This window comes from Enterococcus sp. LJL120 (assembly GCF_054871765.1).
In genome coordinates this window covers 262289-287513 of record NZ_JBTXLV010000006.1, presented here as the reverse complement: position 1 = coordinate 287513, position 25225 = coordinate 262289, and the positions used below count along the sequence as shown (strand labels likewise).

The following is a 25225-nucleotide window of genomic DNA, read 5'->3' as shown; positions in this document are numbered from 1 at the left end:
AACGTTTGTTCTACATTTTATTCTGTTTTAACAACGTTTTTTGGTCATTCCTATTAACAATCAATGAATGAGTAATGTTATATTTCACTACTTTACCCTCTTTAATGATTAAGTTGATTTCGCCATATTCCGGCACTTCTATGCTCGTAGTTTTTTCGTTAGTTTCAACATAAATTTTATCCATCAAATACGCTCCTCCTAATTTCTAGTCTGACCTGCTAAGGTACCACGGTATGATTGAGAATTAGCATACACCGCCACTTCCTATTGAATAACTATTTCTAAGAATTTATCTGCCTTTTCCATGAATAATCTCCTTTTCAATGTGTTTCGGGTGTTTCATTTTATATTTGAGTGTGTTTCGAGTATAAAACATCGTTATATCAACGTTAAACTCCTATGTTTCGGGTGCTTCGCCAGTTTTTAACTTGGAATAGGGTATACTTGTTGATTAATAACTATATATTTTTAAAAATATGTGTACCCCTGCTAGAAATTAAAAATACCCGACACACTCGAAACAGGTTTTAAAATGCTTTTATATCAACGTTTCAAAGCGTCTTATTTATAGTTTCAATAATATTTACCCGAAACATAAACCGAAACACTTTTTCTGTGTCGTTTTTTGTTTCGGTTCAGTTTCGTTTTTAATAGTTATAGTTACATCTACAAAGCCTGTTATAACGGCTTTTTACTAAGATGTTTCGGGTGTGTCTGCCTTTTTGTGTTTTTAAAGGGGGTACACTAATTTATTAGCGATTCTTTCGGTTTTAAGAATAAGTGAATATACCGTTTCATTTGTTTACCAGCTACACGAGGATTCTTTTTGTATATGCCTTGTTTCTCTAGCTGTTTTGTAAATCTTGGTTGCGATAGTTCTTTTAAATTTTCTCTATAGCAGAAATCTTTGTATTCTTCGTAAATCATTTTTGAAGAATCGCCACCATCTTGTGTTTCATCATAATCACACATTTCTTCAATAAATCGTAAGACGTGATTAGAATCTTTCAGCCATTTTTCTTTTGCTTGTTTCATCTTGTCGGAAACGGTCAGCTCTTTACGGTCTAACGCTTCTTTAAACATACTTATGCAATAGGTGGCGAATAGTGGAATTTCTTTTTCAATCGCCTTTAAATCGTGCGTGGCTTTGAAGTATTCATCTATCACACAATCAAAGGGAACAACGTACAGCCGTCTTTCAAAGCCGTGTGTGAAGTCATTGAATGCTGGTAACTCATTGGCTGAAAATATCAGCTTGGCAAAGTTCACAAACATAAAATGGTCTTTCCCTTTAAATTCAGCAGATAAACGATCTCCACCAGTAAGGGCTTTGAGTAACCCTGTTGACTTGAGAAACTCTGAATCAACGTCCGCAAAGAGGTTGGCTTCTTTCTGAAATAAATTCGCACTGGCAAACCTGTTCTGCTTATTTCCTAAGTCCTGTAGGGTCATGTTGCTAACATTATCCGACCCTAGCAGCTTCGTTAGAATTTCTAAGAAAGTTGATTTTCCGTTTTCCCCTGCCCCTTGTAAGATGGTAATGGTCTGAAAAGGGGCATAACTCCGATAAAAACAGTAGCCGATTATTTCCATTAAATACTTAGCGCTGTCACTATCACCAGTTAAATCGCTAAGCCATTTAAGAGTTTCTAATGGGACTTGTATAGTTTCTAAGTCAATAGAATAGTTGTGGCTTTGCAAAATATAGTCCTTTGTATCATGGGGCTTTAAAACGCCTGTCTTGATGTTATACGTGCCATTTTTAAAGTTGGCCAAGTATGGCTTGCTCCGATTAAATGGATTTTCTTTTAAGCTGGAATCAAAAATTTTAATGAAGATAAATTTCTTTGTCTCACTTAATTTCTGCTGGCTCCACTTGCCAACGGATTCTAACTTTTTCGTGATATAGCCATCTAAAAAGTCACTCAAACTATCTAAGCGCCAAGACCCGATTTTTTTATCGAATCTTGCGCCATAAGATAGTTCACTAGCTCGAATCATAGGAACTTCGTCTATAACTTCATAGCCTAATAATTGAGCGTTGACTTTCATAGTGCCGTTCTCGTCATAGTAAATCCATTTTGGTAGATTGCTTTTTTCTTCTTGGCGTTTCTTTTGAAGTTCCATTAAATCTACTATTTCACTCAATCAGCACCAAGCTCCTTCCTAGAAATTGAAAAGAAGGTTTCTTCCACTTCTTCTTCTGGTAGTGGTTCGTCAAAATATTGATTGGCTACCTTCACCAGTTCAAAGACAGCCGTAACATTTACTGCCCTTGCTAATAACCCACCTGTAATGGCTGCTATTCGATTGTTACGGTTTCCCACTTCACCACCAGACACTAGACTTTCAAACAGTTCTGTGGTGGCATTGCGGTAACGTGACCCGCCTTTTTTAAACTGGTTCAGGTTCTTAACTGGTTTCCCTTTAGTTTGCGGTACAACCCAATTCCTAGCCGTTTCTAACGTCTGACTTAATGGGAATGGTGTTTCTACTTCGTGGATAATAACTTGCCCCTTGTGGACGTGTTGAGTAAATACTGGTAACAATTGAATCTGTGACCAAGTGCCATTGGATAAGTCCACATTCTTTAACACGTTTTTAAGCAGCTTTTCAGAGAAGAAACGAACTAACAGCTTATAATCTGCTTCCTTTACAGCACCATCTAGCGGAATAACTAACCGATAGCGGACACCTTTCAAACCGTGGCTGATAGTCGGATAAAGGACATAAGAGACATCGCTTAATAATTTATGGATCGTTTGAATTAAAGTTCCCTCTGATACAACCACATCATCTAAATCTAAAATTAGACAATCCCGATAAACTAAGTTTTCATTTTTACGGACGAGTGCCGACATTTTACCAGCAATAAACCCATCTACGCCCATTGTTTTTAATTTTTTTTGTTCTTCTGGGTCATCAGGTACTTGTACTGTGATTGGTTGATAGTCCTTGAAAAACTCAATCACCTTTTTTTGAGTAGGTTCTTCCATGATAGACGGAATAACTTTTCCTTTATAAATCATTCATTCATCACCGCCTTACTCTCAATAACATTTGCTAGGCTAGCCAAGACCTCTTTTACAAGTGGAATATCATTTTCTTGTACTTCACTCCGAATTGAATTTGCTAGAAGAATTTTGCCATCATCATCTAGTTGGATAGCACAAATTAATATTTCTCTAATTAATTCGGTAAGTTCGCTGTTGAATAGTTGTTCAGTATTCATCAATACAACCCCCCTACCAATTCAAGATTTTTCTCTACTACAATCGTGTTCCCTTGTTCGTTACGGCATAAGAAAATTCCTTCTTGAATCTCCATTAGAATTTCAACGAACGCCCCTGTACTTAAATATTTTGACTTTATCACTCGGCAAAAATCACCTTTTTTAATTGTTTTCATGGTCTTTCCTCCTAAAATTTGATATAATAGAGAAAAGAATAATAGGTAAGAAACCCTATCGTGTAGCCATTTGCTGATTCCGCCAAGAATATTACAGCAAAGGCTTTTTTCTTTTCTCTCATACATGTTATTCCTCTATAAATTCCACAAACTCTAGCTTCTCGACTAACTGTTTAGCTGCTTGCAGTTCATCAATTGCAATCTGAATTTTCTCACTGCTAAGTTCAACAAGCTCGCCGTCTTGCATTATTGCTGAACTAAGGTCACCAGCTGCTTCAAGACACGCTTTTGCCGTTTCCATACTTGTTTCCCATTTCGCCCATTCTTGATCATACTTTTCTTCATTGATTTTCATGTAGATTTCTCCTTTTCGTTTGATGGTAAAACTAAATATTTTAAAATAAAACTTTTAGTATCAATGATTTTCTATGAAAATTCATAATTGATTACGTGTTTTGATTACGCTACCTTGCCCCAGGTACTATTTTTTATTGAAATTAATAATCCATTTTCTTGTTTCCTGTTTACTGAAAAAATACTTCTTAGACCCAATTAATGTATAAGGTAAACCTTCCGTCATTAGGAAGTCTAAGAATTGCGGGCTTACTCCAAGCCAATCTTGAATCTCACCACGATTTACAATGTCACGATCTAAACCAACATCTTTTTTTGCTTGCTGTAAAGTTTCAAGTGCAAGCTCATAAAAATATTTTTTTAAATCATTTTCTTGTTCATCAGCAAGAACGATTTTTACTTCTGCCATTTTTTCACCTTCTTTTATTTAAAGTAATTTACTTTACAAATTCAGCATTAGAATCTAAGAGGAACCTATAAGCATTCATTAATAATTGACGGATTTTTATTTTATAAGCCAATCAATAGTTTTGTGATAAACAGTTTTTGATATTTTCTGTAGTTTATTTGTTTCAATTAAAGCTAAAGTTCTTCTAGAAATTCCGATTTCTTTAGCTGCTGCAGAAACTGTAAGTCTGTATTTTGCTCTTCGTTCCCTAACCCTCAATGTAAACACCTCATTTATCTCAAACATAATTTCACCTCGCTTTCAATTTGAAAGTACAACACTATAATAAACTTTCAATCTGAAAGTGTCAATAAAAAATTTCAATTTGAAAGTTTTCCTTGTTATACTTTACAAAATGACTATAATAAATATTAACTACACATAACTCGAGGTGACTTATGAATCGCATTAAAGAACTCCGAAAAGGAAAAAATATGACTTTAAAAGAACTTAGCGTAGACCTTAACCAAAGATATAATTTAAAAATTTCTGATGGACAACTATCTAATTATGAGAATGGTAAACGAGCGCCCAGAGATAGCGAGACTTGGAAAAATATCGCTGAATACTTTGGAGTTTCAATTGCATACTTAATGGGGATATCAGACCTCTTAGGCAATCCGATGCCACTACAAGAAATAGCTTTATACAGTACCAAGCCTATTGCCATCATTGCTAAAACTAATAAAAATAGTCCGACTAACTTTTCGTTCTACTATTTTCTAGTATTGTTAAAAAAAGAGAACATTGTTGAAAAATGTTTTATTGTCAGAGCATTTGATGCAAATAATTCCAACGATGAAGTCGAACTTTACTTTGAAAATTATGATGACGAGCTTCTAGTAAAATTTGAAAGTGACGTACCTAAAGTAAAAAATGATTTAGGTAATATCTCTTCTTTGGATGATGTAATTGACATAAACTCTTATGTAAACGCCCGCCGTAGCATGGAAGAAAATGTTTTAAACCGAGTATTTAATGAGATATATGATTTATATGAAAAAACAATCTTGAAAGGTAAGTCAATAACTGAAAAAAATATCTACTTTATTGATCGTCATTATAATTTTAAAAAGATTGATTTAATAAATTAACCCCTATCACCTTGCCCCAGGTCAGATAGGAGAATAGCAATGACAAAATATGTTCAATATACAAAGAAAAATGGTACTAAAATGTGGATGATTTCCTCCATGTATTTAGGCAGAGATTCAAATGGAAAAGAAATCAGAGTAACAAGACGTGGCTTCGCTAGCCAAAAGGCTGCCAAGCTAGAGGCTGCTAAATTACAAACTGCTTTTGCTAAAGGTGACTTCAACAAAAAAGCCCCTGAGAACACTTTTCAGGAGATTTACGAACTATGGTTTGAAAGTTATAAGACGACTGTTAAAGAGACGACTAGCCTCACGACAGACCGCCTCATGAAGTCTCACGCACTACCAGCCTTTGGCAATCTCAAAATTAATAAGATAGATATTAAATTGGCTCAAAAGACAATTAATGATTGGGCTAGTAAAAGAAGCTCCTATAAAATCGTTTTGCAGTATTGTAGTAAAGTGATGGAGTTTGCTATCAATCTTGAGTTAATCAGCACCAACCCTTTTGCTAAAGTGATTAGGCCTAATGTAGTTGATAAGCAGACTGAAAAAAAATTGAAGTTTTATTCTGTTGAGGAAATTCAGCAAGTCATGATTTTTTTAGAGGACAAAGCAGCAGAAGCCAAAGCCGGCACACTCATTCAAAAATACTTTGCGGAGTATGATTTAACCTTGTACCGCCTTCTAGCCTTCTCTGGCTTGCGTGGTGGCGAGGCAGCGGCTCTGACCTTCAAAGATATAGACTTTGAGGCAAAGACAATTACAGTCAGTAAGACGCTCTCAGAAGTAAAAGGCGGTTATGCTGTATCATCACCAAAGACTAAAAGCTCTAATCGAACTATTAGCCTTGATGATAAAACACTTCATCTTTTGAAAAAATGGCAGCTTAGACAAAAGGAAATGTTATTTGCTAATCGTCAAAAGCCCTCTGAGCATATCTTTGTCAACATTGATGGCAAGCTCATGAATAGACAGGATTTATACCAACGATCTAGAAGGCTTGCTGAAGCTGTCGGCTTGCATAATATCGGTACGCATGGTTGGCGTCACTCTCATGCCTCCTTACTGTTTGAAAGTGGTGTATCTATGAAAGAAGCTCAAGAGCGGTTAGGACATAGCTCAATCACTCAGACTATGGATACTTATACTCACTTAGGTAAAAAATCCCAAGAAAGAACCGTTGAAAAAGTCGCTCAGTTCGCTAATTTTTAAAACCACGTAATCAAAAACGTAATCAGTAAGCAATTTAAGAAAATAAAAAAAGCTGAAACCCTTATAGCACAAGGGTTTCAGCAGATTACTAAATAGCTTATTTAGTTTCGCGGTGTAAAGTAACTTTTCTTTCGCGTGGGCAATATTTTTTCTTTTCCAAGCGATCAGGGTTGTTACGTTTATTTTTGCTTGTTAGGTAGTTACGTTCTTTACAAGAAGTACATTCTAATGTAATGTTTACGCGCATGATTTTCCCTCCCCTTGTTTTCTAGAGTCAACTAAGATTGCTCTCAGACTTTAATATATTATCATGAACAAGGGAAGAATACCAGTGTTTTAATGAAATTTGTTAAGTAGTTTTACTTGACGAAGAAATGAATGCTTTTAAAGCAGTTTTTCAATATCTGCTTTAATTTCTTCTGGTTTTACAGTTGGCGCATAGCGGGCAACGACTTCACCGTCTTTATTAACTAGGAATTTGGTAAAATTCCATTTGATGGCTTTGCCGGCCAGTCCACCCTGTTCCTTTTTCAAAAATTGATATAATGGCGCTTCGTTTTTACCGTTGACATCGATTTTTGCGAAGGTTTCAAAAGTAGTCGCATAGTTGAGTTGACAAAATTCGACAATTTCTTCGTTGGAACCTGGTGCTTGATGACCAAATTGATTACAGGGAAAATCCAGAATTTCAAAATCTTGGTCTTTAAATTCTTTATATAAGTTTTCCAATCCTTCATACTGCGGTGTGAAACCGCAGCCAGTTGCTGTATTGACAATCAGCAAAACTTTCCCCTTATAATCGGCCATAGCTTTTTCAGTGCCAGAGACTTCTTTTATCTGATATTCATAGATACTCATGTGAATTCCTCATTTCCTAAAATTTACTATATTTTCTTTCATCTTCTTCATAAATGCAATTAATCAAACTGCACTCGACAAACTTTAGCTAAAAATATAAAAAAACAGGTTGGCACATTAAGTACCCAACAAAAGAAATTTTTGTCTTGTGATACTTAAGTGCCAACCTGTAAAGCTTTAGCTTTCTGAATTGTAATAAGCGTTTAAAATTTGTAAGGCAATGCTGGTGTTTTCCCCACCGGCATTCGTTAACTGTGGTAAGATAACCGAGATTGCGATGTCGTTGCCATCGTCAGTTCGTGTGTAAACGACCAGATTACTATTGTCTGTATTAACAGTCGTTCCGTTTGCAGTAATATATTCCGTTTCAGCAGTACCGGATTTTGCGTAAGCTGTAACTGGTGATGCCTGCAAAGCCCGAACAGTCGTTAAGCTGCTGGAACCATGAACTGCATTGTACATACCTGTATCAATAATATCCCACTCAGCTTGGCTCAAATCACTGATTTGGCTAAGACTATTGCCGCCCAGATCTTGAATCAAATTATTGGTGTCAATATTTCCTGAAGCATCATTACCGTATACTCCATCGACTACATGGGCCTGAACCCGATTTCCATAATTGTGAACTGTCGAAACATATTGAGCTAATTGCATCGCTGTATAAGTATCAAACTGACCAAAGGATAAATCGAGAATATTACCGGCATCGATGTCTTCAAAGTTCGTCGGCACGTAACCCGTATTTTCATTTGGTAAATCTAAACCAGTTGACACGCCCATCCCAAAAGCAGCGTAAGTCGCCCGCAATTTTGCATAAGCATTTTCCTGCGTATCAGAATTTGCATACGGCAGACTCATGCCAGAGGTATATTCTAAGCCCATCATTTTTAAAGCTAGCTGCATCATGTAGGAGTTGGAAGAATATTCTAAGGCCTGCTCAGTCGTAATGTTCATCGTACTGGATTTATTAAACCAAGAAGATTTTGAAGCTGTTCCTGCTAAACGAATCGGCTGATCGACTAACGTTTGGTTACCAGAAATTAAATCATTTTCATAGGCTGAGGCAACTGTCGCAGGTTTGACTGTTGAACCTGGTACAAACTGGTTCAAATAAGTTCCTGTAATGTCAGCTGACGTTGTCGTAGTTTCTTCTTCATGGGAAACGCCCGCCATTGCCAGAACAGAGCCATCATCAGGGTCCATCACAACAACATAGGCGCCTGGTGAATAAAGTCCCGTTGAGCCGGCAATACTGTTGAAAGTTGTTTCAACAATACTTTGCACTTGATTTTGAAAATCGCTGTCAATGGTCAACATCAAGTTATTACCCTTTGAACCAGCTTCCGTCTGGGTCCGGGATTCAATTGAACCATCAGAGTTTAAATTGACGGTGTATTTTGATTTGGTTCCTTGCAAAACATTTTCATACTGTAATTCAAGATTGCTGTTACCGACCCGATCTGTCAGTAGATAACCTTCTGATAAATACTGTTCAGCTGTATCAGCTAAAAGTCCATCCTGCAGATTTCCTAAAAGTCCGCGAATATTTGCATTGTCCGTGTATTGACGAGCCCAGTCGGTGCCGGTTGATACGCCATCTAATTCTGCTTCGTTTTCAGCAATGATGGCCACTTCAGCATCAGAAACATCGGCATTTTTAATAAAAATTGTGTTTAAAGCAGAAGCTTCATTCATCTTAGTAAAAATTGTCGCAATTTCTAATTCTTCATCAGAAAAAACAATTTGCTCAGCCGAAACTTTTGCCACCACAGCGGCATACATTTCACTGGTGCCCAATTCGTCGCCATTTTCATCTTGTTTTTCAGCATCGGTCATGGAGGCAACTACGGCATCATAATTGTCTGAATTGGCCAAGAAATAATCCTTTAAATCCCGTTCGGTTAAATCTGCATCGACGGGTACATAAATCAGATTTGCCACTCGTTGCGCAATCGTCAAAACAGAAGCGGAGGAAACGTTATTCCCGCGAGTATAAGTGATGGCCTTGTTCGCCACATTTGCAGCCAAAACATTGCCATTCGCATCATAAATCATGCCCCGCGGTGAGCTCTGAGTAATTTCAACAGTGTCTGAGGTATCAACTTGCGCTTCAATGCTGGAAGCTTCAATAATTTGGACGTAGCCCAAGCGAGCAATCAACGCTACAAACAATCCAAAAATAACTAGAAATAATAAATTTAAGCGGAAAGGAATATGTGATCGTTTGCCGGGTTTTTGCTGCGGCTCCTCGCCCCCCGAAATCAGTTTGCCCACGAAGGCCTTCGTGTCAAACTTATCATTTTTTTTCATTGTATCCACCTTTCCAAAATTTCTACAAATACCTGTCTTATTGTAGCGAATTTTCCCCTAAGAAAAAAGCCTTAAAGGAGGAATAAATAAATATTTAAAAATTTTGTCCTTTAGCGGATGTTTCACAGTTACACGGCAACAAGTTTTCATTTTCAAAAAAAGCTTGCTAAATCAATTTTTAAAGCTGTCAAGCGTTTGTGAAACAAAATAAAAATTTTGTTGATGTGGATAACTAAAAAAAGCGTAGCTGTGCCATTAGTCTTTTTTACAGATGAAATCCAGAACTATCTTGTATTTGTCTCTGTAATTCACTAGGGCCGCAAAACAAAAAATACATTTGTTCTTGCGACCCAGTAAATCCTCGAAACAAATCGACAACCTTGATTGCTCTTTTTAGATATTATTCGTGAATTTCTCTTCTGTTTTGACTAATGTCACTGCTACACTTACTAAAAAATCTTAGACTCTGCTGTAGTTTTTGACATCTGCTGCCATTGATTCAACAAAAACATTTAAATCTTCAACAGCTGTTTCTTTGCTGCCATAGCGACGAATATTGACAGTCACTTCTTCCAGCTCTTTATCGCCAACAACAATTTGATAAGGAATTTTTTGCGTTTGCGAAGCCCGAATTTTATAGCCCATTTTTTCATTGCGATCATCGACTTCAACCCGCAGACCTTGCTCTTGCAACCGTCTTTTCACTTCATAAGCATAGTCACTATGGGCTTCAACTGAAACCGGAATAATTGTTGCCTGAATTGGTGCCAACCAAGTTGGAAAAGCGCCTTTATAAACTTCAGTCAAATAAGCGACAAAACGTTCCATTGTAGAAACGATTCCTCTGTGAATGACGACAGGCCGATGGGTATTTTCGCCGTCTTCACCGACATAAGTTAATTCAAACCGTTCTGGTAATAAGAAATCTAATTGGATGGTGGATAAAGTTTCTTCATTGCCTAAAGCTGTTTTAACTTGGACGTCTAATTTTGGACCATAGAAGGCCGCTTCTCCTTCGGCTTCAAAATAATCCAGCTCTAAATCATCCATCGCTTCCTTCAGCATCTTTTGGGCATTTTCCCACATGGCGTCATCATCAAAATACTTATCAGTATTATTAGGATCACGATAACTCAAACGGAAACGATAATCAGTCACGTTGAAATCAGCGTACACATTAATCATCAAATCTAATGTCCGTTTAAATTCATCTTTAATCTGATCTGGACGCACAAACGTATGCCCATCATTTAACGTCATTTCCCGCACCCGTTGCAAGCCAGATAAGGCACCGGATTTTTCATAACGGTGCATCATACCTAATTCGGCAATCCGAATTGGCAATTCTCGATAAGAATGGATATCGTTTTTATAAACCATCATATGATGGGGACAGTTCATTGGGCGTAAGACCAACATTTCTCCGTCTCCCATATCCATCGGTGGAAACATATCTTCATGGTAATGATCCCAGTGACCAGAAGTTTTATACAACTCGACATCCGCCATAATTGGTGTATAAACATGTTGGTAACCCAGACTAATTTCTTTATCTGTAATATAGCGTTCAATAGTTCTGCGAATAGTTGCCCCTTTTGGCAACCAGAAAGGCAAACCAGAGCCGACTTCTTGAGACACCATAAATAAATCAAGTTCTTTGCCTAATTTACGATGGTCTCTTTCTTTAGCTTCTTCCCGCATTTTGATAAATTCCTTCAAAGCTTTTTTATCAAAAAAGGCTGTGCCGTAAATCCGTTGCATCATGTGATTATTGGAATCACCCCGCCAGTAAGCTCCGGCCACTGAGAGCAATTGGAAAATCTGCATGCGACCTGTTGACGGTACATGAGGTCCCCGACATAAATCAATAAAGTCTTTTTGTTCATACGCAGTGATAATTTCATCAGCGGGCATTTCATTGATTAATTCAACTTTATAAGGGTCACTTGCAAAAATTTCTAGCGCTTCTTCTTTTGTCAGCACTTTGCGGACAATTGGGTTATTTTCTTTGACGATTTTCATCATTTCCGCTTCAATCGCTGGCAAATCCTCAACTGTTACTGGATTTTCACCGTTATCGGTATCGTAATAAAAACCTGAATCAATCGCCGGGCCCACACCAAAATGAATGTGAGGGAACAAACGGCGTAACGCATTGGCCATTAAATGCGCCGTTGAATGCCGCAAAATGCCTAAAGCATCTTCATGGTCGGGGGTTACAATTTCAATTGTACCGTCCGCTTCAATTGCGCGATTTAAATCAATCAGCTCGCCGTTAAATTTTCCGGCTAGCGCTTTTTTAGCTAAACTTTTTGAAATTCCTTCTGCAACATCAAAGGTTGTCACACCTGCCTCGTATTCACGAATGGCGCCATCAGGAAAAGTAATTTGAATTGACATGGAAATCCTCCTTTATTTTGATTGATTGAAGAACCGGACAAATAAAAAAGCCCTAGTATCTGTCTAGATACTAGGACGAATCATCGTGGTTCCACCTAATGTTTGAACATATTGTTCCTTGAACGTGATAACGGAACGACCGCCTCTGGATTTAGCAAAGGTTTAAAAAAGTGGTCAGCACTTGCGGATTTAGAAAACTTACAGCCGGGGTTTTCCTCTCTAAAAAATCTTTAACAAGCTCTGTTGTCTTTTTCTTCAATCAATTATAGAAATCATTTAAACACTTATTCACTGAAAATGCAAGTAAAATCTAGCGCCACTCGCCGCCTTGCGCGTAAGTCCCTTTTTTCATCTCATTAATAATCACATGGATGTTTTCCTTCGGTGCACCAGAATTTTTGGATACAACCTCAGTGACCTCCTTGACCATTTTTGTCAGCTGCTCTTGCGTGCGACCTTCTAAAAGTTCAATGTGGATAAATGGCATGATGATTTTCCTCCTAATTTCATAATTCTTTACTTTGCTTCATTAACAACTATAGCATAAACTTTTCAATTATTTGTTAACCGTTCAATTGTTTGATAATATCCCAACCCAAAACTTGTGTATTCTTCAAGTTACTTTTTGAATTGTTAATATCAACGCCAATCTCTTTGGCAATTTCTCTTAAGTGTGGTTTTACAGGCGTTTGGCTAACATTAGCTTTCAGTAATTCGATTTTACCGTTCTCAAATCGATTTATTTGAAATTGTTTATAGGTTGCTGAATTAATAATAACTGGCCTTTTTTCTTGTCTTTTTACATTATCCATGACTTTACTCATTGAAATGATGCTTTGCTTTTGATCAGTTGAAGGGGCCATCAACTTTTCAGCTACTTCGATCGGCTCATCATAAATTATTCTGACTGTTAACTCATCAATATCAACATAAACTAGCACCACACGATCAACCACTACTAGAGTATTTCTATTAAAGCTAAAGTGTCGGCCTGCTTGCAAACTGGCCGTTGTTTTTACACTAATTCTTTCGTTGTCTTCAGATACAACATCGTATCCTTTTTGATTAGTTTGTTCTGCCATTTGACCATTTGTCATAATTGCTGTATAAACTTCGCCAAGACGGCCTATAATAAATTTCAGTTCACCTTTGTTAGTTCCCCAATTATTTTCTTGCTCTAGCCAACTGAGAAGATTGCTCAAAGAATGTATCATATCTTTTTGACTAATGCTCATCTAAAACTCCTTTCTAGCTTTTTTACAGATAATTAATTACGTGATTAGTCCTACGATTTTTAGAAAAATTCAAAAACCCGCACCTTTTTTGTGAGTAAAATCATTTCTTAATTCCAATTAACCAAAACCGCAGTTCCATGCAATTTACTTATGCCCCGCAAAGATTCCCGTTCTTCTCGGATCGTTTCTACAAAACCATTTTTTTCTAGGACACGACTGCTGGCACCATTTTCTATCAAATAATGGCCAATTAATTCGGTAAGCCCCATCTCAGCGAATGCTAGGCGGATGATTTCTGCGACTGCTTCTGTCGCAAAACCTTGATTCCAAAAATTTTTATTTAAGGTATAACCTAGTTCTGCTGACTTTTGGTCCTCAGCTAATCGCAGCGTAATATGACCAATCATTTTGTAATTTTCCTTCAAAATGATGGCATAGCGACCTAATGGTTGAGCTAAATTCCACAAAACTAGTGACTCTTTACTTTCAGCTAGTGACGTTGTTGGAAAGAATTCATAGGTCAGTGTCTCTTCATCTGAAATGTATTCATGGTAATCTAAAAGATGGGCAAGTTTCAAAGGTTCTAGCAAGAGGCGCTCGGTTTTTAAATACTGGTGTTCCGCTAATACAACCAATTTGTTTTCTTCCATATAAGTCTCCTTTAAGATAAATTTCAAATCTCCGAAAATTTATTATGCAAAAATTTCCTGTTGAACTGACATAAAAAATAGGTTTTCAGGAAACTATTTAACCATACTCAAACAAGCATATCTCCAACGCTTGAAAACAGCACCAAAGCATTCAATTAAAATGCTATCAGAAAAATTTTATTAAGAAATTTCTTGATAAAAAGCGTCTAACTGTCTTTGATTCTTAATTAAAACAACCTTTTGCGGATAAGCTTGTTGGATATCAGTAAACATTTGGCGGCGTTCTTTGGTGCGACCTTGATAAAGGACCCACCAGATAAATTCCCAATCCAGCTTTTCAAGATTGCCTTCTGCCATCGAGGGCCGCGTTTTGCCACGATAAGTCAGATATCTTTTGAAGACCCGCCATAAAGCAGCCAATCTAGAAAAGGTCATGATAATAATTTGATCAGCGGCGGCAATTCGTTCCTCGAAAAAGAGTGTTTGATAATTGCCGTCAATAATCCAAGCTGATTGCTGCATAAAGCTTTGCACTAGTGCTTCTTTTTCTGCGAAATCTCGCTCCTGCCAGTTTTGGGTAAACTGAACCGAGTCTAAAAAAAGCAGCGGTAATTTTTTCTTTTCCGCTAAATAGCTGGCGAGTGTCGATTTGCCGCTGCCGGAATAACCGACAATTTGAATTTTCATAAGACCTCCTTAAAGGTGTTTATAAATCAATTGCGAGGCGAACCATATCCTTTAACACTAAATTATTTTCAATAATCGGTTCTGGATAGTGTTTAACAAAAAAATCTTGCTCAATCGCCACCATGCGAAAACCACATTTTTGATAGAGATACAGTTGCTCAAAACCAGTCGAGCCAGTGCCGATTTCCACTCTGTGGTATTTGGCTTTACTTGCATAATGCAGAGCAAATTGAATTAACTTGGTAGCGATGCCCTGTCCGCGAAAATCGGCATCGGTAGCAATATTGACAATTTCTAACGTGTCTGGTCTAGTTGGCAATAACACCATGATGCCGACAACTTTGCCCGCTTCCTCCATGCCGAACACACGGCTGCGATTTACATACGCTGCCACCAACTCTTTAGCGGGGTCGGCATCTAATAAAAGGCCCCATTCCACCTCAGTTATTTCTGTAATTTCCGAAATCTCCATTAGTAAACCTCGTTTTTCTCTTATTATAACAAAGTTTATCTTCAAAATTTATTTAAAATCCTTTTTTACCCTCGAAAAAAGCTAAGAAGACTGCTAGACTGTTCAAGGAGAAATGGAGGCATCACAGCGTGAGGAAAAAAATTTATAAAACACTGATTGCCAGTGTAGCGCTTATTTTCATCTTGTTCACTGGGATTGGCCTGCTAATTTTTTTGCTGATTTTTTCAAAACGCAAAGCTCGGCCAAAAAAGCCAGCTGAAACCATGCTGATTTTGGGCGCTCAAGTAAAAACTAGCCACGGCAACGCCTTTCCTAGTCAAACTCTAAAGGAGCGGCTGGATACCGGCTTTACTTACCTGCAACAACATCCTTCAACCATTGTGATTGTTTCTGGTGGCCAGGGAGCCGACGAATCAGCTAGTGAAGCTGCGGTGATGAGTTGCTATCTACAGCAGCGTGGTCTTGCCAAAGAAAGAATAATTGAAGAAAATCAGGCAACAACCACCAAAGAAAATCTGCAATTTTCTAATCAACTTCGTCCGCTAACAGATGCCGTTTTAGTCACTAGCGATTTTCATATGTACCGAAGTTTGCTGATTGCCAACCATCAAGGGCTGCATCTGCAGGGCTTAAGTGCAGCCACTGAAAATTCCTCGAAATATTATAGTTATCTGCGGGAAACTTTGGCGCTGGCCTTCACAATGCTGAAGATTTATCTCTGATAAACAGCCTTTTGTCTTTTTGGCGCTGGCTGTGCTATAATTTTTACTCGCAAATATAAAAATTTCACGAATAATTTACCGACTGAAGCGTTTAGGCTGAAGCTAAAGGAGCTCTTTTGATTTGAAAACTCAACGTCAATTAGAACAAGGACATGTGGCAGAAACAATCGCCATTATCGATAACGAAACACAATTATTAAAAAAACAACAACAGGTTGCCCAATCGATTATGAAGGAAGCTAGCAGTCAAACCGGTGAGCAGCAAATTCGCTTTGGCTCCGATGAAGCTTTCTATGAATCGGCGATGGATTATCGCCTGCATGAGCAGGAATTATTAATCCGGTATAAAACCTTGGAGGCCCAAGAAAAACGCTTAAAAGCACTGGACATTATGGAGGGCAATCCTTATTTTGCCCGGATTGATTTCACGGAAGAAGCTGAGCAGGAAAAACTTTATATCGGCATCGCCTCTTTAAGAGATACAAAAGAAAATCCGGTGGTCATTGACTGGCGGGCGCCGATTGCCAATCTGTATTATGAAAGCGAGCTTGGGGCGACGTGCTATGAAGCCGTCGATGGCTGGCATGATGTCAGTCTTGATTTAAAGCGGCAATTTAAAATTCGTGATGGCGAAATCCAGTCGATGGTGGATACCTCCGACACCTTGACGGATGATTTTCTGTTGGATATTTTGGATGAGACCTCCTCTGATAAAATGAAAAACATTGTTTCGACCATCCAGAAATCGCAAAATGCTATCATTCGGGACAAACACAAACATCTGATGGTCCAAGGGATTGCCGGTAGCGGCAAAACTTCGGCGTTATTGCAGCGGGTCGCTTATATTATTTATAGCAATCGCAAATGGCTGGACCCGGAACAAGTGCTGTTATTTTCTCCCAATCATTTATTTAGCGATTATATTTCTACCGTCTTGCCTTCATTAGGCGAAAGCGGCATCCCGACGGAGACCTTCCAGATTTTCCTAAGACGTCTGTTGCCGCAATATACAATTATCAATGAAATGCAGCAGGAGGAGAATTTTTTAACCGGCAAGGAAAATAAAAGCAATCGCTTAAAATCTGGCATCAGTTTGCCGGCCTTTTTAGATAAATATGCGGCTTCTATCACTGAGTTAGGACCTTTGTTTAGTGATTTGAAAATTACTGGCGAAACCATTATTCCTAAAGAAAAGATTCGTTTTTGGTATCAAGAAACCAATGATCAGCTGCCGATGTATCAAAGAATGCAGCTCCTGCAGACGAAGCTTTTGAAAAAAATCGGCGGACTCCAAAAGGACGAAGCCAAAAAAGATTGGGTCAAAGCCGCCGTTGAAGCGGTGATTGATGAAGTAGTTGCCAACGATCCAAATTTTGAAGACACGGAGCAAAATGAGCGCAAACTACGACGGAAATTAGCCCAAAAAATTGTAGCCGACCGCTTTAAACCGCTAGTGAGAAAAATTCATCGCTACCGCTTTATTAATTATGGCAAGCAGTATTTACATTTTCTGCAATCAGTCCCGCAAAGTATTTTGCTGGCTCGCAATGTCAGCCCAGCCGAATGGGCACAAAATATTATTGAAGTTAAACAGCGCTTGCGGCAAAAAGAACTTCTACAAGAAGATGGCGTCCTCTTTTTCCTTTTAATGAGCAAGATTTATCCCGTGGATGTCTATCAGAAGGCTCGTTTCATTTTCATCGATGAAATGCAGGACTTCTCTCCTTCTCAGGTTTGGCTTTTAAGAAATTTATATCCACGAGCTGGCTTTAACTTCTGTGGAGATTTGAATCAAAAGGTGTTTGATAATGAAACGATTGTCACCTTGATTGACCAGCTGTTTCCTGATCAAGAGGTGCATCAGTTTGAACTGACCACCAGCTACCGCTCTACCAAACAAATCACTGATTTTTCCAGTTTTCTTTTAGCTGAAGAAAGCCCGATTGAAGCCACTGCTAGAGATGGAAAACTGCCCGTCCTTCTGGAAACTGACAGTCAAGCGGCGGGAGTCTTGCAACTCACTGCAAAGCTCACAGAATTTTTGCAAAGAAATTCCTATTGGCGCACAGCCATCATCGCAAAATCTTTGGCAGATTGCCAAGCGTTGTATAGCTCCTTATCAGAAAACTTACAAGCTAAGCTTCAATTTATTGAAACAGAAGATGATTTCATGAAAAAACAAATTATTTTGATTCCCGCTTATCTAGCAAAAGGCTTAGAGTTTGACCAAGTATTTCTTTGGGATGCCAATGAAACGAGCTTCAAATCGCCGCAGGATCAATTAATTCTTTACACGATGACTACTCGTGCCATGCATGAATTAACAATTTTTACCAATGGTCCAACTAGCCACTTTTTACAAGCTGTTCCAGAAACGGCCTATTTAAAAGAAGTTTAAAAATAAAATCTTTGACAGAAAAACAAACGCCCAATCAACTCTTTTGAACAAGTTGATTGAGCGTTTTTTTGTGGAGGTGTTTGTGAAACTGATGTAAAAAAACAATACTTGGTTTCAAAACTTATAATGATTATCAAGATTAATTTTCAGCAAAAATAAAAAGACGGTTAAAATGTTTCTTCAAATTTATCGAAAAATATCAAAAGCTAATTTTATCACCGCTAAAACATAACCGAAAGAAAATGATAACCTTTCATAAACCTCTTTTAAATACTCTATCCCAGCCACTAGATTTTTGTTATCATAAAAAGAAAGTGATTATTTTCGGAGGCATTATTGTGAAAAAAATATTGGGAATCCCATTAGTATTAACTACCGCTTTACTTATGACTGCTTGTTCAACTGATGACACGCAAACTGATTCATCCTCTAGCAGTGAAATCAGCAGCAGTACCACAACAACTGATTCAAGCAGTTTGAACAGCTCAAGCACATTGGAAACGGAAACCTCCACAGCTGATTCTGAAGGCTCGACACCCGCAATTGAATTAGGCACCAAAGAAAATCCAGCGCCGCTAGGTCAGCCGCTGAATTTTCAATTTAATTTTACTGATCAAAATGAGGCGCTTCAATCCGCCATGCTCTCAATCAACTTGACAAATATTGCCACTGGTGAAGAAGCCTATTATCAAATGCATGATTTGGACCCTTCTAATCCAAATGTACCTGAAGGGCAAGAATGGCTTTTGTTTGAGGTGACCATTATGATGAACGCAGAAGACGCCGCTGCGCAAGTGACCCTTGAAAATACTTTTAGCATTGAGAATGCTGAAGGACAGCTGATTGAACAAACTTTAAGTCCTAACATGGCAGAACAAGCCCTGCAAACTTCTATTTTAAGTAACGGCGCAATGGTTAGCGGTAAATTTGCCTTAATGCATCCGGTTGGCGATGCGTCGACCATCGTCTTTACCGCCCCTGATGGCACAACACAAGCGTATTGGCATTTATAAAAAAAGACTGTGACATTAGTTAAAACAGAACTGATCTTTCCGAATTATCTTGTATTTAGCAAGCACTACCAAGTACAATATAATTCGGAATTTCGTCTGTTAAAAACTAATGCACAGTCTCACTTTTTTTATTCTTCAGCGTCCGCTACGTTATGGTAAACGTTTTGAACATCATCTAAATCTTCCAAGACATCAATCATTTTTTCAAATTTTTCTAAGTCTTCCCCAGTCAACGTTACTTCATTTTGTGGAATCATTTGCATTTCTGCAATTGAAAATTCTTCAATACCTTTTTCCTTTAAGGCCTCTTGAATAACGTGGAAATCATTTGGTTCGCCGTGAACGATGATTTGGCCATCTTCTTCAACGACATCTTTAACATCAATATCTTTTTCCATCAAATATTCTAAAATATCATCGGCATCATCGCCTTTAAAACCAAACAAAGCAGTGTTGTCAAACATATAGGCAACTGCACCAGAGACACCCATGTTTCCGCCGTTTTTACCAAAGGCGGCCCGTACGTCAGCGGCTGTCCGATTGACATTATTCGTCAATGTATCCACGATGACCATTGAGCCATTTGGTCCAAAGCCTTCATAGCGCAACTCTTGGAATTGTTCATCGCCAGAGCCTTTTGCTTTTTCAATCGCCCGGTCAATAATATGTTTTGGTACGTTATAAGTTTTTGCCCGTTCAATAACGAAACGCAATTTTTGATTGGCATGGGGATCAGGATCACCTGATTTTGCTGCTGCATAAATTTCGATTCCGAATTTTGCATATACTTTACTGTTGTTTGCGTCCTTGGCGGTTTTTTTCGCCACGATATTCGCCCATTTACGACCCATTTGTCTCACTTCGCTTTCTGCAGTTTATTTCTTTAAAAAGAAATTCATCCTTTAATATTATACTCGCCCACGGCTTTTCTGTGAAGTATTTTCTTTGATTAACGATTTTAAACTCTAATCGGCGGTCGGCCAAAATTTTCTTCTGGAATTTTAGCATCTGCTAGTTGGTACACCCGATCCATTTTAACGGTCAAGTTCCACGCTGCGCCACTTTCTTTACTGAAGCGACTCAGCCATGGCAAGTGGCGATTTTCGCTGATAAATTGCTGACCACCTGCAGTAAAACCCAAAATTCGCAATTGCGAATTTGCTTGTGCTTGTATGACTTCCTCTTCGGTCACTTTTCCTAAAACATAAAGACAGAGCCGCTGCAATCTGACCCACGTATACCGTTTGCTTTTTAAAGCTTCAATAAAAGATGCAAAATTTTCAGCTGTCACTACCGCTTCTTTAAATAGATATTCTAACCCTTCATTCATCTGATAAATCTTTGCTAAGTCCTCTAAGCTGCTGGTCAGAATTTGATATTTTAAATAAGGCCACAGCTTTTCCCAATCAATCAACGGTGAGTCCTTAAATGCCGCCGCCATTTCTTGCGGCATAAAATCATCAACAGCTGCGTTTTTCTTCAGTAAATTGCGAATCGCTGTCGCGCTGGCAATATCGCCACTGCCGGCTTTTTGATCATGATAGCCGGCCTGCTCCCGCTGAATCGGCAACAGTTTCATCGGCTGAGGATACTTGGCATTTTCTTTGGCATAACTCAGGCCTAAAATATGATTTGGTGTAGCAAAATCCAATTGATTTTCAGGATAAATTTTGCGAAAGACAGCGGTCATTTTTTGCGGATAATTCAAATCGCTATCTGCTAAGCTTTGAAAGGTTTCGTCGATTAGAGGCTGCTGTTGGCTAACAAACTCGCCAAATTTTTGGTAATCAAAATGATTTTGACTGTCTGTCCCGAAGCAAAGGGCCTGACAATTCATTTCCTGCAGTATTTTGACAGCTCCTTTTGCAAAATAATCAGCGGATTGAACCGACCATTGAACAGGCAGTTCTAAGACCAAGTCGGCACCGTTTAATAGGGCAGCGTTGGCCCGCTGCCATTTATCGACAATCGCCGGTTCGCCTCTTTGCAAAAAATTACCGCTCATCACAGCAATGACGACCTCCGCCTGACTTTCTTGCCGGGCTTTTTGCAGATGGTAACGATGTCCGTTATGAAAGGGATTGTACTCAACAATCACACCACAAGTCTTCACAGTTTTCCTCCTCATTTAACATAGCTGCCATAATCATAGCTTAAAAACTTGGGAATTTCCAAACAAATCCTTACAGTTTTCATAAATTATTCACAGTTTACTTTTATAATTAATTGATAAAGAGGTGACTAAAATGCAAGAGTTGCGCTATGCGCTGTCGGGGGCCCAGTATTACAAAAAACAATCGATTTTAACCGGTATTGTTTTAGGGCTTTTTATTTTTACTATCAGTTTGTTATTCAACTTACGTTCCAGTGCGCAATTGCTCTACATGCAAATCTTGCAAAAAATCAGTTACTTCAGCACGGACACTAGCACTCCTTTTTCAGCAAATCGGTTAGCATCTGTTGAAGAGGTTTACGAGATTGCCATTCTCGTAACGATTGGTATTTTCGTTGTTCTGATGTTTGCGATTTTATTTTTCTTTTTAAAAAATAAATTGGCTGAGCTGCTGAACTGGAAGCTTCTTGGTTTTAACTTTTGGCAGATTTGGGGCATTTCCCTTTTAGAACTACTGATTCCCCTTTTATTTGTTTGTTTAATTATTGTGACTTTATTGTCGGTTTTTGATAGCTATTATGAAACACTTTTGCAACAAATAAATTTCGGCGTACTGCAGCATTTGACGAGTGAAAATCTAGCAAATCAATCGTTAGCAGTCGCTACCAATGATACTTTTTCCGTGACCTTCTCTGATTTAAGCAACTCGCTGTTTTATATAAATTTTGAAGAAGGCTTTAACCTACTGATGATCTTGCAAAACTTTGCCAAAAGTTTAGGCTTAGTGATTGTTCTTTTGAGCCTGATGCTTGGGCTTTGGCAGTTCATTGGATTACGCTTTTTAACCAAAAAATTGAGGTGAGGATATGATTGCAACACCCGGAGCATTAGACAACCAAAAATCAGGACTCTTCATTCATCTAGATTCCTCTGAAAATATCGGCCAACAATTAAACCAAAAACTGGCCCAACAACTGGTCAAACCAGATAAAAATTTAGCGATTATCAGCAGCAATCAAGAAGGCCAGATACTCGGCATTCCCTATCTAACAGTTAATGATACCCTTTATCTTGGCAGCAAAAAAAATAGCATTAATGAAGCTGAATTACAGACTTTAGCAGCTGAATTAGCGATTCCCACGACTAATTTTCAAAAAAAGTTTTCAGAAGTTACTTTGCTAAACGCAATTAAGCTGCAACTGTTGTTGGCCTTGATTCAAAATAAAAAAAATATCTATTTAAATGATTTTTTTGACAAGTTAGATACCAAAGAAATTCAACATCTGCTGATGCTTTTGCACCAAATAGCCCACAACGAACATTTAGAAATATACTGCTATACAAATAATATCGCGATTGCCAACAGCAATTATGTGGACGCTACATTTTAAAATATGGTTTATCCTAGACTGTGAGTTTAATTTTACTGTAAAGTGAAAATTGAGCTTGCAGTTTTTTTTGTCTATTTCTTGTCACAATCAATGGACTTCATCATTTAAGTATTACTGCTTAGCCTGACAGCACAATAAAATACCGCCACTAACTGTCAGCATTTTCGGCTGTAGTTAGCGGCGGTTCATTAATTTTTACTTATTGCTTTCTTCAGGCAGCTGCGGCTTTTCTTCGCCATCAGCCAATTCAATATCAGGGAAGGAAATTCTAAAGGTTGTCCCCTTACCGGCTTCACTCTCCACTTCAATTGAACCTTTGTGTAATTTGACTAACTGTTGCACAATCGATAAACCTAAACCAGACTCACCGTATTTCGTGCTAGTTCTCGAAGGATCGGCCTTGTAATACCTCTCCCAAATATTTTTCCGTTGGGCTTCGTCCATACCGATACCCGTATCTGTAATTGACACAATGGTTTCCAGATAACCTTTGTCAACGGCAACGGAAATGGTGCCGTCATTAGTAAACTGAATCGCATTTTGTAAAATATTAACCATAATCTGAGTAAATCGGTCATAATCTGCAAAGACATCGACCGCATCTGTAGTCAACAATTCCAATTTATCATTGGAGGCTTGAGCTTTACTTTCCAGCTGATTTAAAATTTTCGCCATCGTTTCCGTGGCATCAAATTTCTTGATAACAATGCTCAGCTGATTAGTCCGAATTTTTTCGTAATCGAGATTTTCTGTAACTAAGCGAATCAAACGCTCGGTTTCCGTCTGCATCAAATGAATCGCATTTTCCTTTTGATTCTCAGGAATCGCATTGTATTCTAAGCCCTCTAACAAGCCTTTAATCGTCGTCAACGGCGTTCGCATCTCATGGGAAGCATCCGCCATAAACTGCTTGCGGCGTTCCTCTTGTCGTTCAATTTCTTCATTTGATTCTTTTAACGAGCCCGCCATTTTATTGAAATCTTGCGCTAATTCATCAAATTCATCTTTGTTGTGATTAGGAATTTCCACATCAAAATTCCCTTCAGAAATTTGCTTGGTCGCCTGCTTCAAGCGATTGATTTTTTTGACTTGGAAACGGGCAAAATAGTAACTCATGATTAAGGCGATAAATAAGGATACGATGAATGCTTTAATCAAATTAGAGTTAATTGCTTGGATACTTTGTTGAAGATTGCGGGCGGGTTGACTAATTACGAGGACACCCGCATAAATACTTGTCCCGTTTTGAACCATTGTACGGAAAACATATGAAGTAGTCTCTTTTTCTCCTTTTAGATTGGTTTCTAATGTCTTGCTAATCACTGTGCTGCTTGAAGGATCACTTAAGGCTGTCCATTCGCTATCAGTTAGCTGATCAGTAATCGAGGTTATCGTACTATCATCTGTTGGATAACTTAAATCGCCATTTGTGTCAAAGATGGCAAAAGTTACACCTTGAGGAGCGAGCAAGTTCGTCACAGAAGTCAAGGCTGATTGATAAGTATCTGTCGCTGATTCAAGTAAACTTGCTGATTGAGAATAATTATACAGCTGCTGATAATTATTCTGCTCCATGGTGTTTCTGGTCAATTGGGTGAAAGAAAAGCCAATGATCAGCATCACGATAATGATGACTGACCAAAAGGCTAAAAGTTGTTGATAGAGGTATCTCATTGTTCAGCACCGGAGTCGTCGAATTTATACCCGACTCCCCAGACGGTCTGAATAACTTGGGGACCGACCTTTTCAATTTTTTGCCGCAGTTTTTTGATATGGGCATCAACCGTCCGCTCATCACCAAAATATTGATAATCCCAAACTAATTCCAGCAGCTGTTCTCTGGAAAATACTTGCCGCGGCTTGTTGGCTAAAGTATGAAGCAAATCAAATTCCTTCGGTGTCAAGCCTTCAATCAATTTACCATTGAGGTAAGCTTCGCGGGTTTTAGTGTTCATTTTGAAATGATCTGTTTGCACATCAAAATTATTATCACTGCCGCCTTCACTGGGTCCAGTAGTTTCGGCAATTTCTGAACGACGATGCAAGGCTTTGATTCGGGCAATCAAAGTCAACGGGCTGAAGGGTTTTGTCACGTAATCATCCGCACCCATTTCTAAACCGATCACTTGATCACTTTCTGAGTCACGGGCCGTCAGCATAATAATCGGTACCGTGGTGGAAACTTTGCGGATTTCCCGACCGATAACCATACCATCCATCGTTGGTAGATTTAAGTCCAAGGTCACCATATCCCATTTATCCGGTTCAGCTAAAAAGGCATCAAGGCCCTCTTTGCCGTCATATTTAAAGGTTGCGTCCCAACCTTCGTTCAAAAAGAACATCTGCATCATCTCAGAGACAGATTCATTGTCTTCAATCATTAAAATATTCATTCATTTTCGCTCCTTTAACAATTTCATGATATAAAATTTCTATTTCAAAAAAAACCTGCAC

General features: G+C 38.4%; 28 protein-coding genes. 7 read left to right on the top strand and 21 right to left on the bottom strand.

Going from position 1 to position 25225, the window contains the following annotated elements:
* Nucleotides 1–10 precede the first annotated feature (10 nt).
* The 8 genes from ACYSNU_RS12080 to ACYSNU_RS12045 form a co-directional block, all read right to left on the bottom strand.
* The gene (locus ACYSNU_RS12080; RefSeq protein WP_461737469.1) at nucleotides 11–184 is read right to left on the bottom strand and encodes a hypothetical protein; all 174 of its coding nucleotides are present in this window, start codon (nucleotides 182–184) and stop codon (nucleotides 11–13) included.
* Nucleotides 185–744: 560 nt separating this feature from the next.
* Complete coding sequence (locus tag ACYSNU_RS12075; RefSeq protein WP_461737468.1) at nucleotides 745–2148, bottom strand: DNA primase family protein; 1404 nt, start codon at nucleotides 2146–2148, stop codon at nucleotides 745–747.
* A complete protein-coding gene (locus tag ACYSNU_RS12070; protein ID WP_461737467.1) occupies nucleotides 2145–3029 on the bottom strand; it encodes a primase C-terminal domain-containing protein in 885 nt (294 codons plus the stop codon). The genes ACYSNU_RS12075 and ACYSNU_RS12070 overlap by 4 nt, the downstream gene beginning before the upstream one ends.
* On the bottom strand, nucleotides 3026–3232 hold the full coding sequence (locus ACYSNU_RS12065) for a hypothetical protein (protein ID WP_461737466.1): 207 nt from the start codon (nucleotides 3230–3232) through the stop codon (nucleotides 3026–3028). The genes ACYSNU_RS12070 and ACYSNU_RS12065 overlap by 4 nt, the downstream gene beginning before the upstream one ends.
* Nucleotides 3232–3408, bottom strand: a complete 177-nt coding sequence (locus ACYSNU_RS12060) for a hypothetical protein (protein ID WP_461737465.1) — start codon at nucleotides 3406–3408, stop codon at nucleotides 3232–3234. The genes ACYSNU_RS12065 and ACYSNU_RS12060 overlap by 1 nt, the downstream gene beginning before the upstream one ends.
* 127 nt (nucleotides 3409–3535) lie before the next feature.
* On the bottom strand, nucleotides 3536–3763 hold the full coding sequence (locus tag ACYSNU_RS12055; protein ID WP_461737464.1) for a hypothetical protein: 228 nt from the start codon (nucleotides 3761–3763) through the stop codon (nucleotides 3536–3538).
* Between the two features lie 126 nt (nucleotides 3764–3889).
* Nucleotides 3890–4171 (bottom strand): hypothetical protein, encoded by a 282-nt coding sequence (locus tag ACYSNU_RS12050; protein ID WP_461737463.1) that lies wholly within the window; start codon nucleotides 4169–4171, stop codon nucleotides 3890–3892.
* Nucleotides 4172–4267: 96 nt separating this feature from the next.
* A complete protein-coding gene (locus ACYSNU_RS12045) occupies nucleotides 4268–4456 on the bottom strand; it encodes a helix-turn-helix transcriptional regulator (protein ID WP_461737462.1) in 189 nt (62 codons plus the stop codon).
* A 152-nt stretch (nucleotides 4457–4608) separates the two neighbouring features.
* Between ACYSNU_RS12045 and ACYSNU_RS12040 the strand changes: the two genes are divergently transcribed.
* Nucleotides 4609–5304, top strand: coding sequence for a helix-turn-helix domain-containing protein (locus tag ACYSNU_RS12040; RefSeq protein ID WP_461737461.1), 696 nt, complete (start codon nucleotides 4609–4611; stop codon nucleotides 5302–5304).
* A gap of 39 nt (nucleotides 5305–5343) precedes the next feature.
* Nucleotides 5344–6519: a tyrosine-type recombinase/integrase gene (locus ACYSNU_RS12035; RefSeq protein WP_461737460.1), complete on the top strand. Its 1176-nt coding sequence runs from the start codon at nucleotides 5344–5346 to the stop codon at nucleotides 6517–6519.
* A 97-nt stretch (nucleotides 6520–6616) separates the two neighbouring features.
* Here ACYSNU_RS12035 and rpmG read toward each other — a convergent pair whose 3' ends face one another.
* The 9 genes from rpmG to ACYSNU_RS11990 all read right to left on the bottom strand — a co-directional run bounded on the left by rpmG (nucleotide 6617) and on the right by ACYSNU_RS11990 (nucleotide 15134).
* Nucleotides 6617–6766 carry a 50S ribosomal protein L33 gene (gene rpmG, locus ACYSNU_RS12030; RefSeq protein WP_010753318.1) on the bottom strand — a complete coding sequence of 50 codons (150 nt, stop codon included), beginning with the start codon at nucleotides 6764–6766 and terminating at the stop codon, nucleotides 6617–6619.
* Between the two features lie 137 nt (nucleotides 6767–6903).
* On the bottom strand, nucleotides 6904–7377 hold the full coding sequence (locus ACYSNU_RS12025) for a glutathione peroxidase (protein ID WP_461737459.1): 474 nt from the start codon (nucleotides 7375–7377) through the stop codon (nucleotides 6904–6906).
* 177 nt (nucleotides 7378–7554) lie between these two features.
* A complete protein-coding gene (locus tag ACYSNU_RS12020) occupies nucleotides 7555–9690 on the bottom strand; it encodes a penicillin-binding transpeptidase domain-containing protein (RefSeq protein ID WP_461737458.1) in 2136 nt (711 codons plus the stop codon).
* A gap of 459 nt (nucleotides 9691–10149) precedes the next feature.
* Nucleotides 10150–12090 (bottom strand): threonine--tRNA ligase, encoded by a 1941-nt coding sequence (gene thrS, locus ACYSNU_RS12015; protein ID WP_461737457.1) that lies wholly within the window; start codon nucleotides 12088–12090, stop codon nucleotides 10150–10152.
* Between the two features lie 310 nt (nucleotides 12091–12400).
* Nucleotides 12401–12577: a 2-hydroxymuconate tautomerase gene (locus ACYSNU_RS12010; protein ID WP_461737456.1), complete on the bottom strand. Its 177-nt coding sequence runs from the start codon at nucleotides 12575–12577 to the stop codon at nucleotides 12401–12403.
* A 76-nt stretch (nucleotides 12578–12653) separates the two neighbouring features.
* Nucleotides 12654–13325: a DUF6998 domain-containing protein gene (locus tag ACYSNU_RS12005; RefSeq protein ID WP_461737455.1), complete on the bottom strand. Its 672-nt coding sequence runs from the start codon at nucleotides 13323–13325 to the stop codon at nucleotides 12654–12656.
* A 107-nt stretch (nucleotides 13326–13432) separates the two neighbouring features.
* Nucleotides 13433–13975: a GNAT family N-acetyltransferase gene (locus tag ACYSNU_RS12000; protein WP_461737454.1), complete on the bottom strand. Its 543-nt coding sequence runs from the start codon at nucleotides 13973–13975 to the stop codon at nucleotides 13433–13435.
* A 180-nt stretch (nucleotides 13976–14155) separates the two neighbouring features.
* Nucleotides 14156–14662, bottom strand: a complete 507-nt coding sequence (locus ACYSNU_RS11995; protein WP_461737453.1) for a P-loop NTPase family protein — start codon at nucleotides 14660–14662, stop codon at nucleotides 14156–14158.
* A gap of 19 nt (nucleotides 14663–14681) precedes the next feature.
* Entirely contained in the window at nucleotides 14682–15134 is a 453-nt protein-coding gene (locus ACYSNU_RS11990; RefSeq protein ID WP_461737452.1) for a GNAT family N-acetyltransferase, read from the bottom strand.
* Between the two features lie 128 nt (nucleotides 15135–15262).
* Between ACYSNU_RS11990 and ACYSNU_RS11985 the strand changes: the two genes are divergently transcribed.
* The 3 genes from ACYSNU_RS11985 to ACYSNU_RS11975 all read left to right on the top strand — a co-directional run bounded on the left by ACYSNU_RS11985 (nucleotide 15263) and on the right by ACYSNU_RS11975 (nucleotide 19267).
* Nucleotides 15263–15856, top strand: coding sequence for a YdcF family protein (locus ACYSNU_RS11985; protein WP_461737451.1), 594 nt, complete (start codon nucleotides 15263–15265; stop codon nucleotides 15854–15856).
* Nucleotides 15857–15977: 121 nt separating this feature from the next.
* Nucleotides 15978–18254: an RNA polymerase recycling motor HelD gene (gene helD / locus ACYSNU_RS11980; protein ID WP_461737450.1), complete on the top strand. Its 2277-nt coding sequence runs from the start codon at nucleotides 15978–15980 to the stop codon at nucleotides 18252–18254.
* Between the two features lie 338 nt (nucleotides 18255–18592).
* On the top strand, nucleotides 18593–19267 hold the full coding sequence (locus ACYSNU_RS11975) for a hypothetical protein (protein WP_461737449.1): 675 nt from the start codon (nucleotides 18593–18595) through the stop codon (nucleotides 19265–19267).
* 128 nt (nucleotides 19268–19395) lie between these two features.
* Here the strand turns inward: ACYSNU_RS11975 and ACYSNU_RS11970 are convergent, their stop codons facing one another.
* Both ACYSNU_RS11970 and ACYSNU_RS11965 read right to left on the bottom strand, forming a co-directional pair.
* Nucleotides 19396–20118 carry a YebC/PmpR family DNA-binding transcriptional regulator gene (locus tag ACYSNU_RS11970; protein WP_461737448.1) on the bottom strand — a complete coding sequence of 241 codons (723 nt, stop codon included), beginning with the start codon at nucleotides 20116–20118 and terminating at the stop codon, nucleotides 19396–19398.
* 107 nt (nucleotides 20119–20225) lie between these two features.
* Entirely contained in the window at nucleotides 20226–21380 is a 1155-nt protein-coding gene (locus ACYSNU_RS11965) for a nucleotidyltransferase (protein WP_461737447.1), read from the bottom strand.
* 133 nt (nucleotides 21381–21513) lie between these two features.
* Between ACYSNU_RS11965 and ACYSNU_RS11960 the strand changes: the two genes are divergently transcribed.
* On the top strand, nucleotides 21514–22242 hold the full coding sequence (locus tag ACYSNU_RS11960) for a hypothetical protein (RefSeq protein WP_461737446.1): 729 nt from the start codon (nucleotides 21514–21516) through the stop codon (nucleotides 22240–22242).
* 4 nt (nucleotides 22243–22246) lie between these two features.
* Nucleotides 22247–22771 carry a hypothetical protein gene (locus tag ACYSNU_RS11955; RefSeq protein WP_461737445.1) on the top strand — a complete coding sequence of 175 codons (525 nt, stop codon included), beginning with the start codon at nucleotides 22247–22249 and terminating at the stop codon, nucleotides 22769–22771.
* Nucleotides 22772–22966: 195 nt separating this feature from the next.
* Here ACYSNU_RS11955 and ACYSNU_RS11950 read toward each other — a convergent pair whose 3' ends face one another.
* Both ACYSNU_RS11950 and ACYSNU_RS11945 read right to left on the bottom strand, forming a co-directional pair.
* Entirely contained in the window at nucleotides 22967–24445 is a 1479-nt protein-coding gene (locus ACYSNU_RS11950) for an ATP-binding protein (RefSeq protein WP_461737444.1), read from the bottom strand.
* Nucleotides 24442–25164 carry a winged helix-turn-helix domain-containing protein gene (locus ACYSNU_RS11945; protein ID WP_461737443.1) on the bottom strand — a complete coding sequence of 241 codons (723 nt, stop codon included), beginning with the start codon at nucleotides 25162–25164 and terminating at the stop codon, nucleotides 24442–24444. The genes ACYSNU_RS11950 and ACYSNU_RS11945 overlap by 4 nt, the downstream gene beginning before the upstream one ends.
* Between the last annotated feature and the right edge of the window lie 61 nt (nucleotides 25165–25225).

Bases quoted from the DNA above. Each gene is read 5' to 3' on its own strand.
- ACYSNU_RS12080 (WP_461737469.1), bottom strand. From the start codon at position 184: ATGGATAAAATTTATGTTGAAACTAACGAAAAAACTACGAGCATAGAA.
- ACYSNU_RS12070 (WP_461737467.1), bottom strand. From the start codon at position 3,029: ATGATTTATAAAGGAAAAGTTATTCCGTCTATCATGGAAGAACCTACT.
- ACYSNU_RS12065 (WP_461737466.1), bottom strand. From the start codon at position 3,232: ATGAATACTGAACAACTATTCAACAGCGAACTTACCGAATTAATTAGA.
- ACYSNU_RS12060 (WP_461737465.1), bottom strand. From the start codon at position 3,408: ATGAAAACAATTAAAAAAGGTGATTTTTGCCGAGTGATAAAGTCAAAA.
- ACYSNU_RS12055 (WP_461737464.1), bottom strand. From the start codon at position 3,763: ATGAAAATCAATGAAGAAAAGTATGATCAAGAATGGGCGAAATGGGAA.
- ACYSNU_RS12050 (WP_461737463.1), bottom strand. From the start codon at position 4,171: ATGGCAGAAGTAAAAATCGTTCTTGCTGATGAACAAGAAAATGATTTA.
- ACYSNU_RS12045 (WP_461737462.1), bottom strand. From the start codon at position 4,456: ATGTTTGAGATAAATGAGGTGTTTACATTGAGGGTTAGGGAACGAAGA.
- ACYSNU_RS12040 (WP_461737461.1), top strand. From the start codon at position 4,609: ATGAATCGCATTAAAGAACTCCGAAAAGGAAAAAATATGACTTTAAAA.
- ACYSNU_RS12035 (WP_461737460.1), top strand. From the start codon at position 5,344: ATGACAAAATATGTTCAATATACAAAGAAAAATGGTACTAAAATGTGG.
- rpmG (WP_010753318.1), bottom strand. From the start codon at position 6,766: ATGCGCGTAAACATTACATTAGAATGTACTTCTTGTAAAGAACGTAAC.
- ACYSNU_RS12025 (WP_461737459.1), bottom strand. From the start codon at position 7,377: ATGAGTATCTATGAATATCAGATAAAAGAAGTCTCTGGCACTGAAAAA.
- ACYSNU_RS12020 (WP_461737458.1), bottom strand. From the start codon at position 9,690: ATGAAAAAAAATGATAAGTTTGACACGAAGGCCTTCGTGGGCAAACTG.
- thrS (WP_461737457.1), bottom strand. From the start codon at position 12,090: ATGTCAATTCAAATTACTTTTCCTGATGGCGCCATTCGTGAATACGAG.
- ACYSNU_RS12010 (WP_461737456.1), bottom strand. From the start codon at position 12,577: ATGCCATTTATCCACATTGAACTTTTAGAAGGTCGCACGCAAGAGCAG.
- ACYSNU_RS12005 (WP_461737455.1), bottom strand. From the start codon at position 13,325: ATGAGCATTAGTCAAAAAGATATGATACATTCTTTGAGCAATCTTCTC.
- ACYSNU_RS12000 (WP_461737454.1), bottom strand. From the start codon at position 13,975: ATGGAAGAAAACAAATTGGTTGTATTAGCGGAACACCAGTATTTAAAA.
- ACYSNU_RS11995 (WP_461737453.1), bottom strand. From the start codon at position 14,662: ATGAAAATTCAAATTGTCGGTTATTCCGGCAGCGGCAAATCGACACTC.
- ACYSNU_RS11990 (WP_461737452.1), bottom strand. From the start codon at position 15,134: ATGGAGATTTCGGAAATTACAGAAATAACTGAGGTGGAATGGGGCCTT.
- ACYSNU_RS11970 (WP_461737448.1), bottom strand. From the start codon at position 20,118: ATGGGTCGTAAATGGGCGAATATCGTGGCGAAAAAAACCGCCAAGGAC.
- ACYSNU_RS11960 (WP_461737446.1), top strand. From the start codon at position 21,514: ATGCAAGAGTTGCGCTATGCGCTGTCGGGGGCCCAGTATTACAAAAAA.
- ACYSNU_RS11955 (WP_461737445.1), top strand. From the start codon at position 22,247: ATGATTGCAACACCCGGAGCATTAGACAACCAAAAATCAGGACTCTTC.
- ACYSNU_RS11950 (WP_461737444.1), bottom strand. From the start codon at position 24,445: ATGAGATACCTCTATCAACAACTTTTAGCCTTTTGGTCAGTCATCATT.
- ACYSNU_RS11945 (WP_461737443.1), bottom strand. From the start codon at position 25,164: ATGAATATTTTAATGATTGAAGACAATGAATCTGTCTCTGAGATGATG.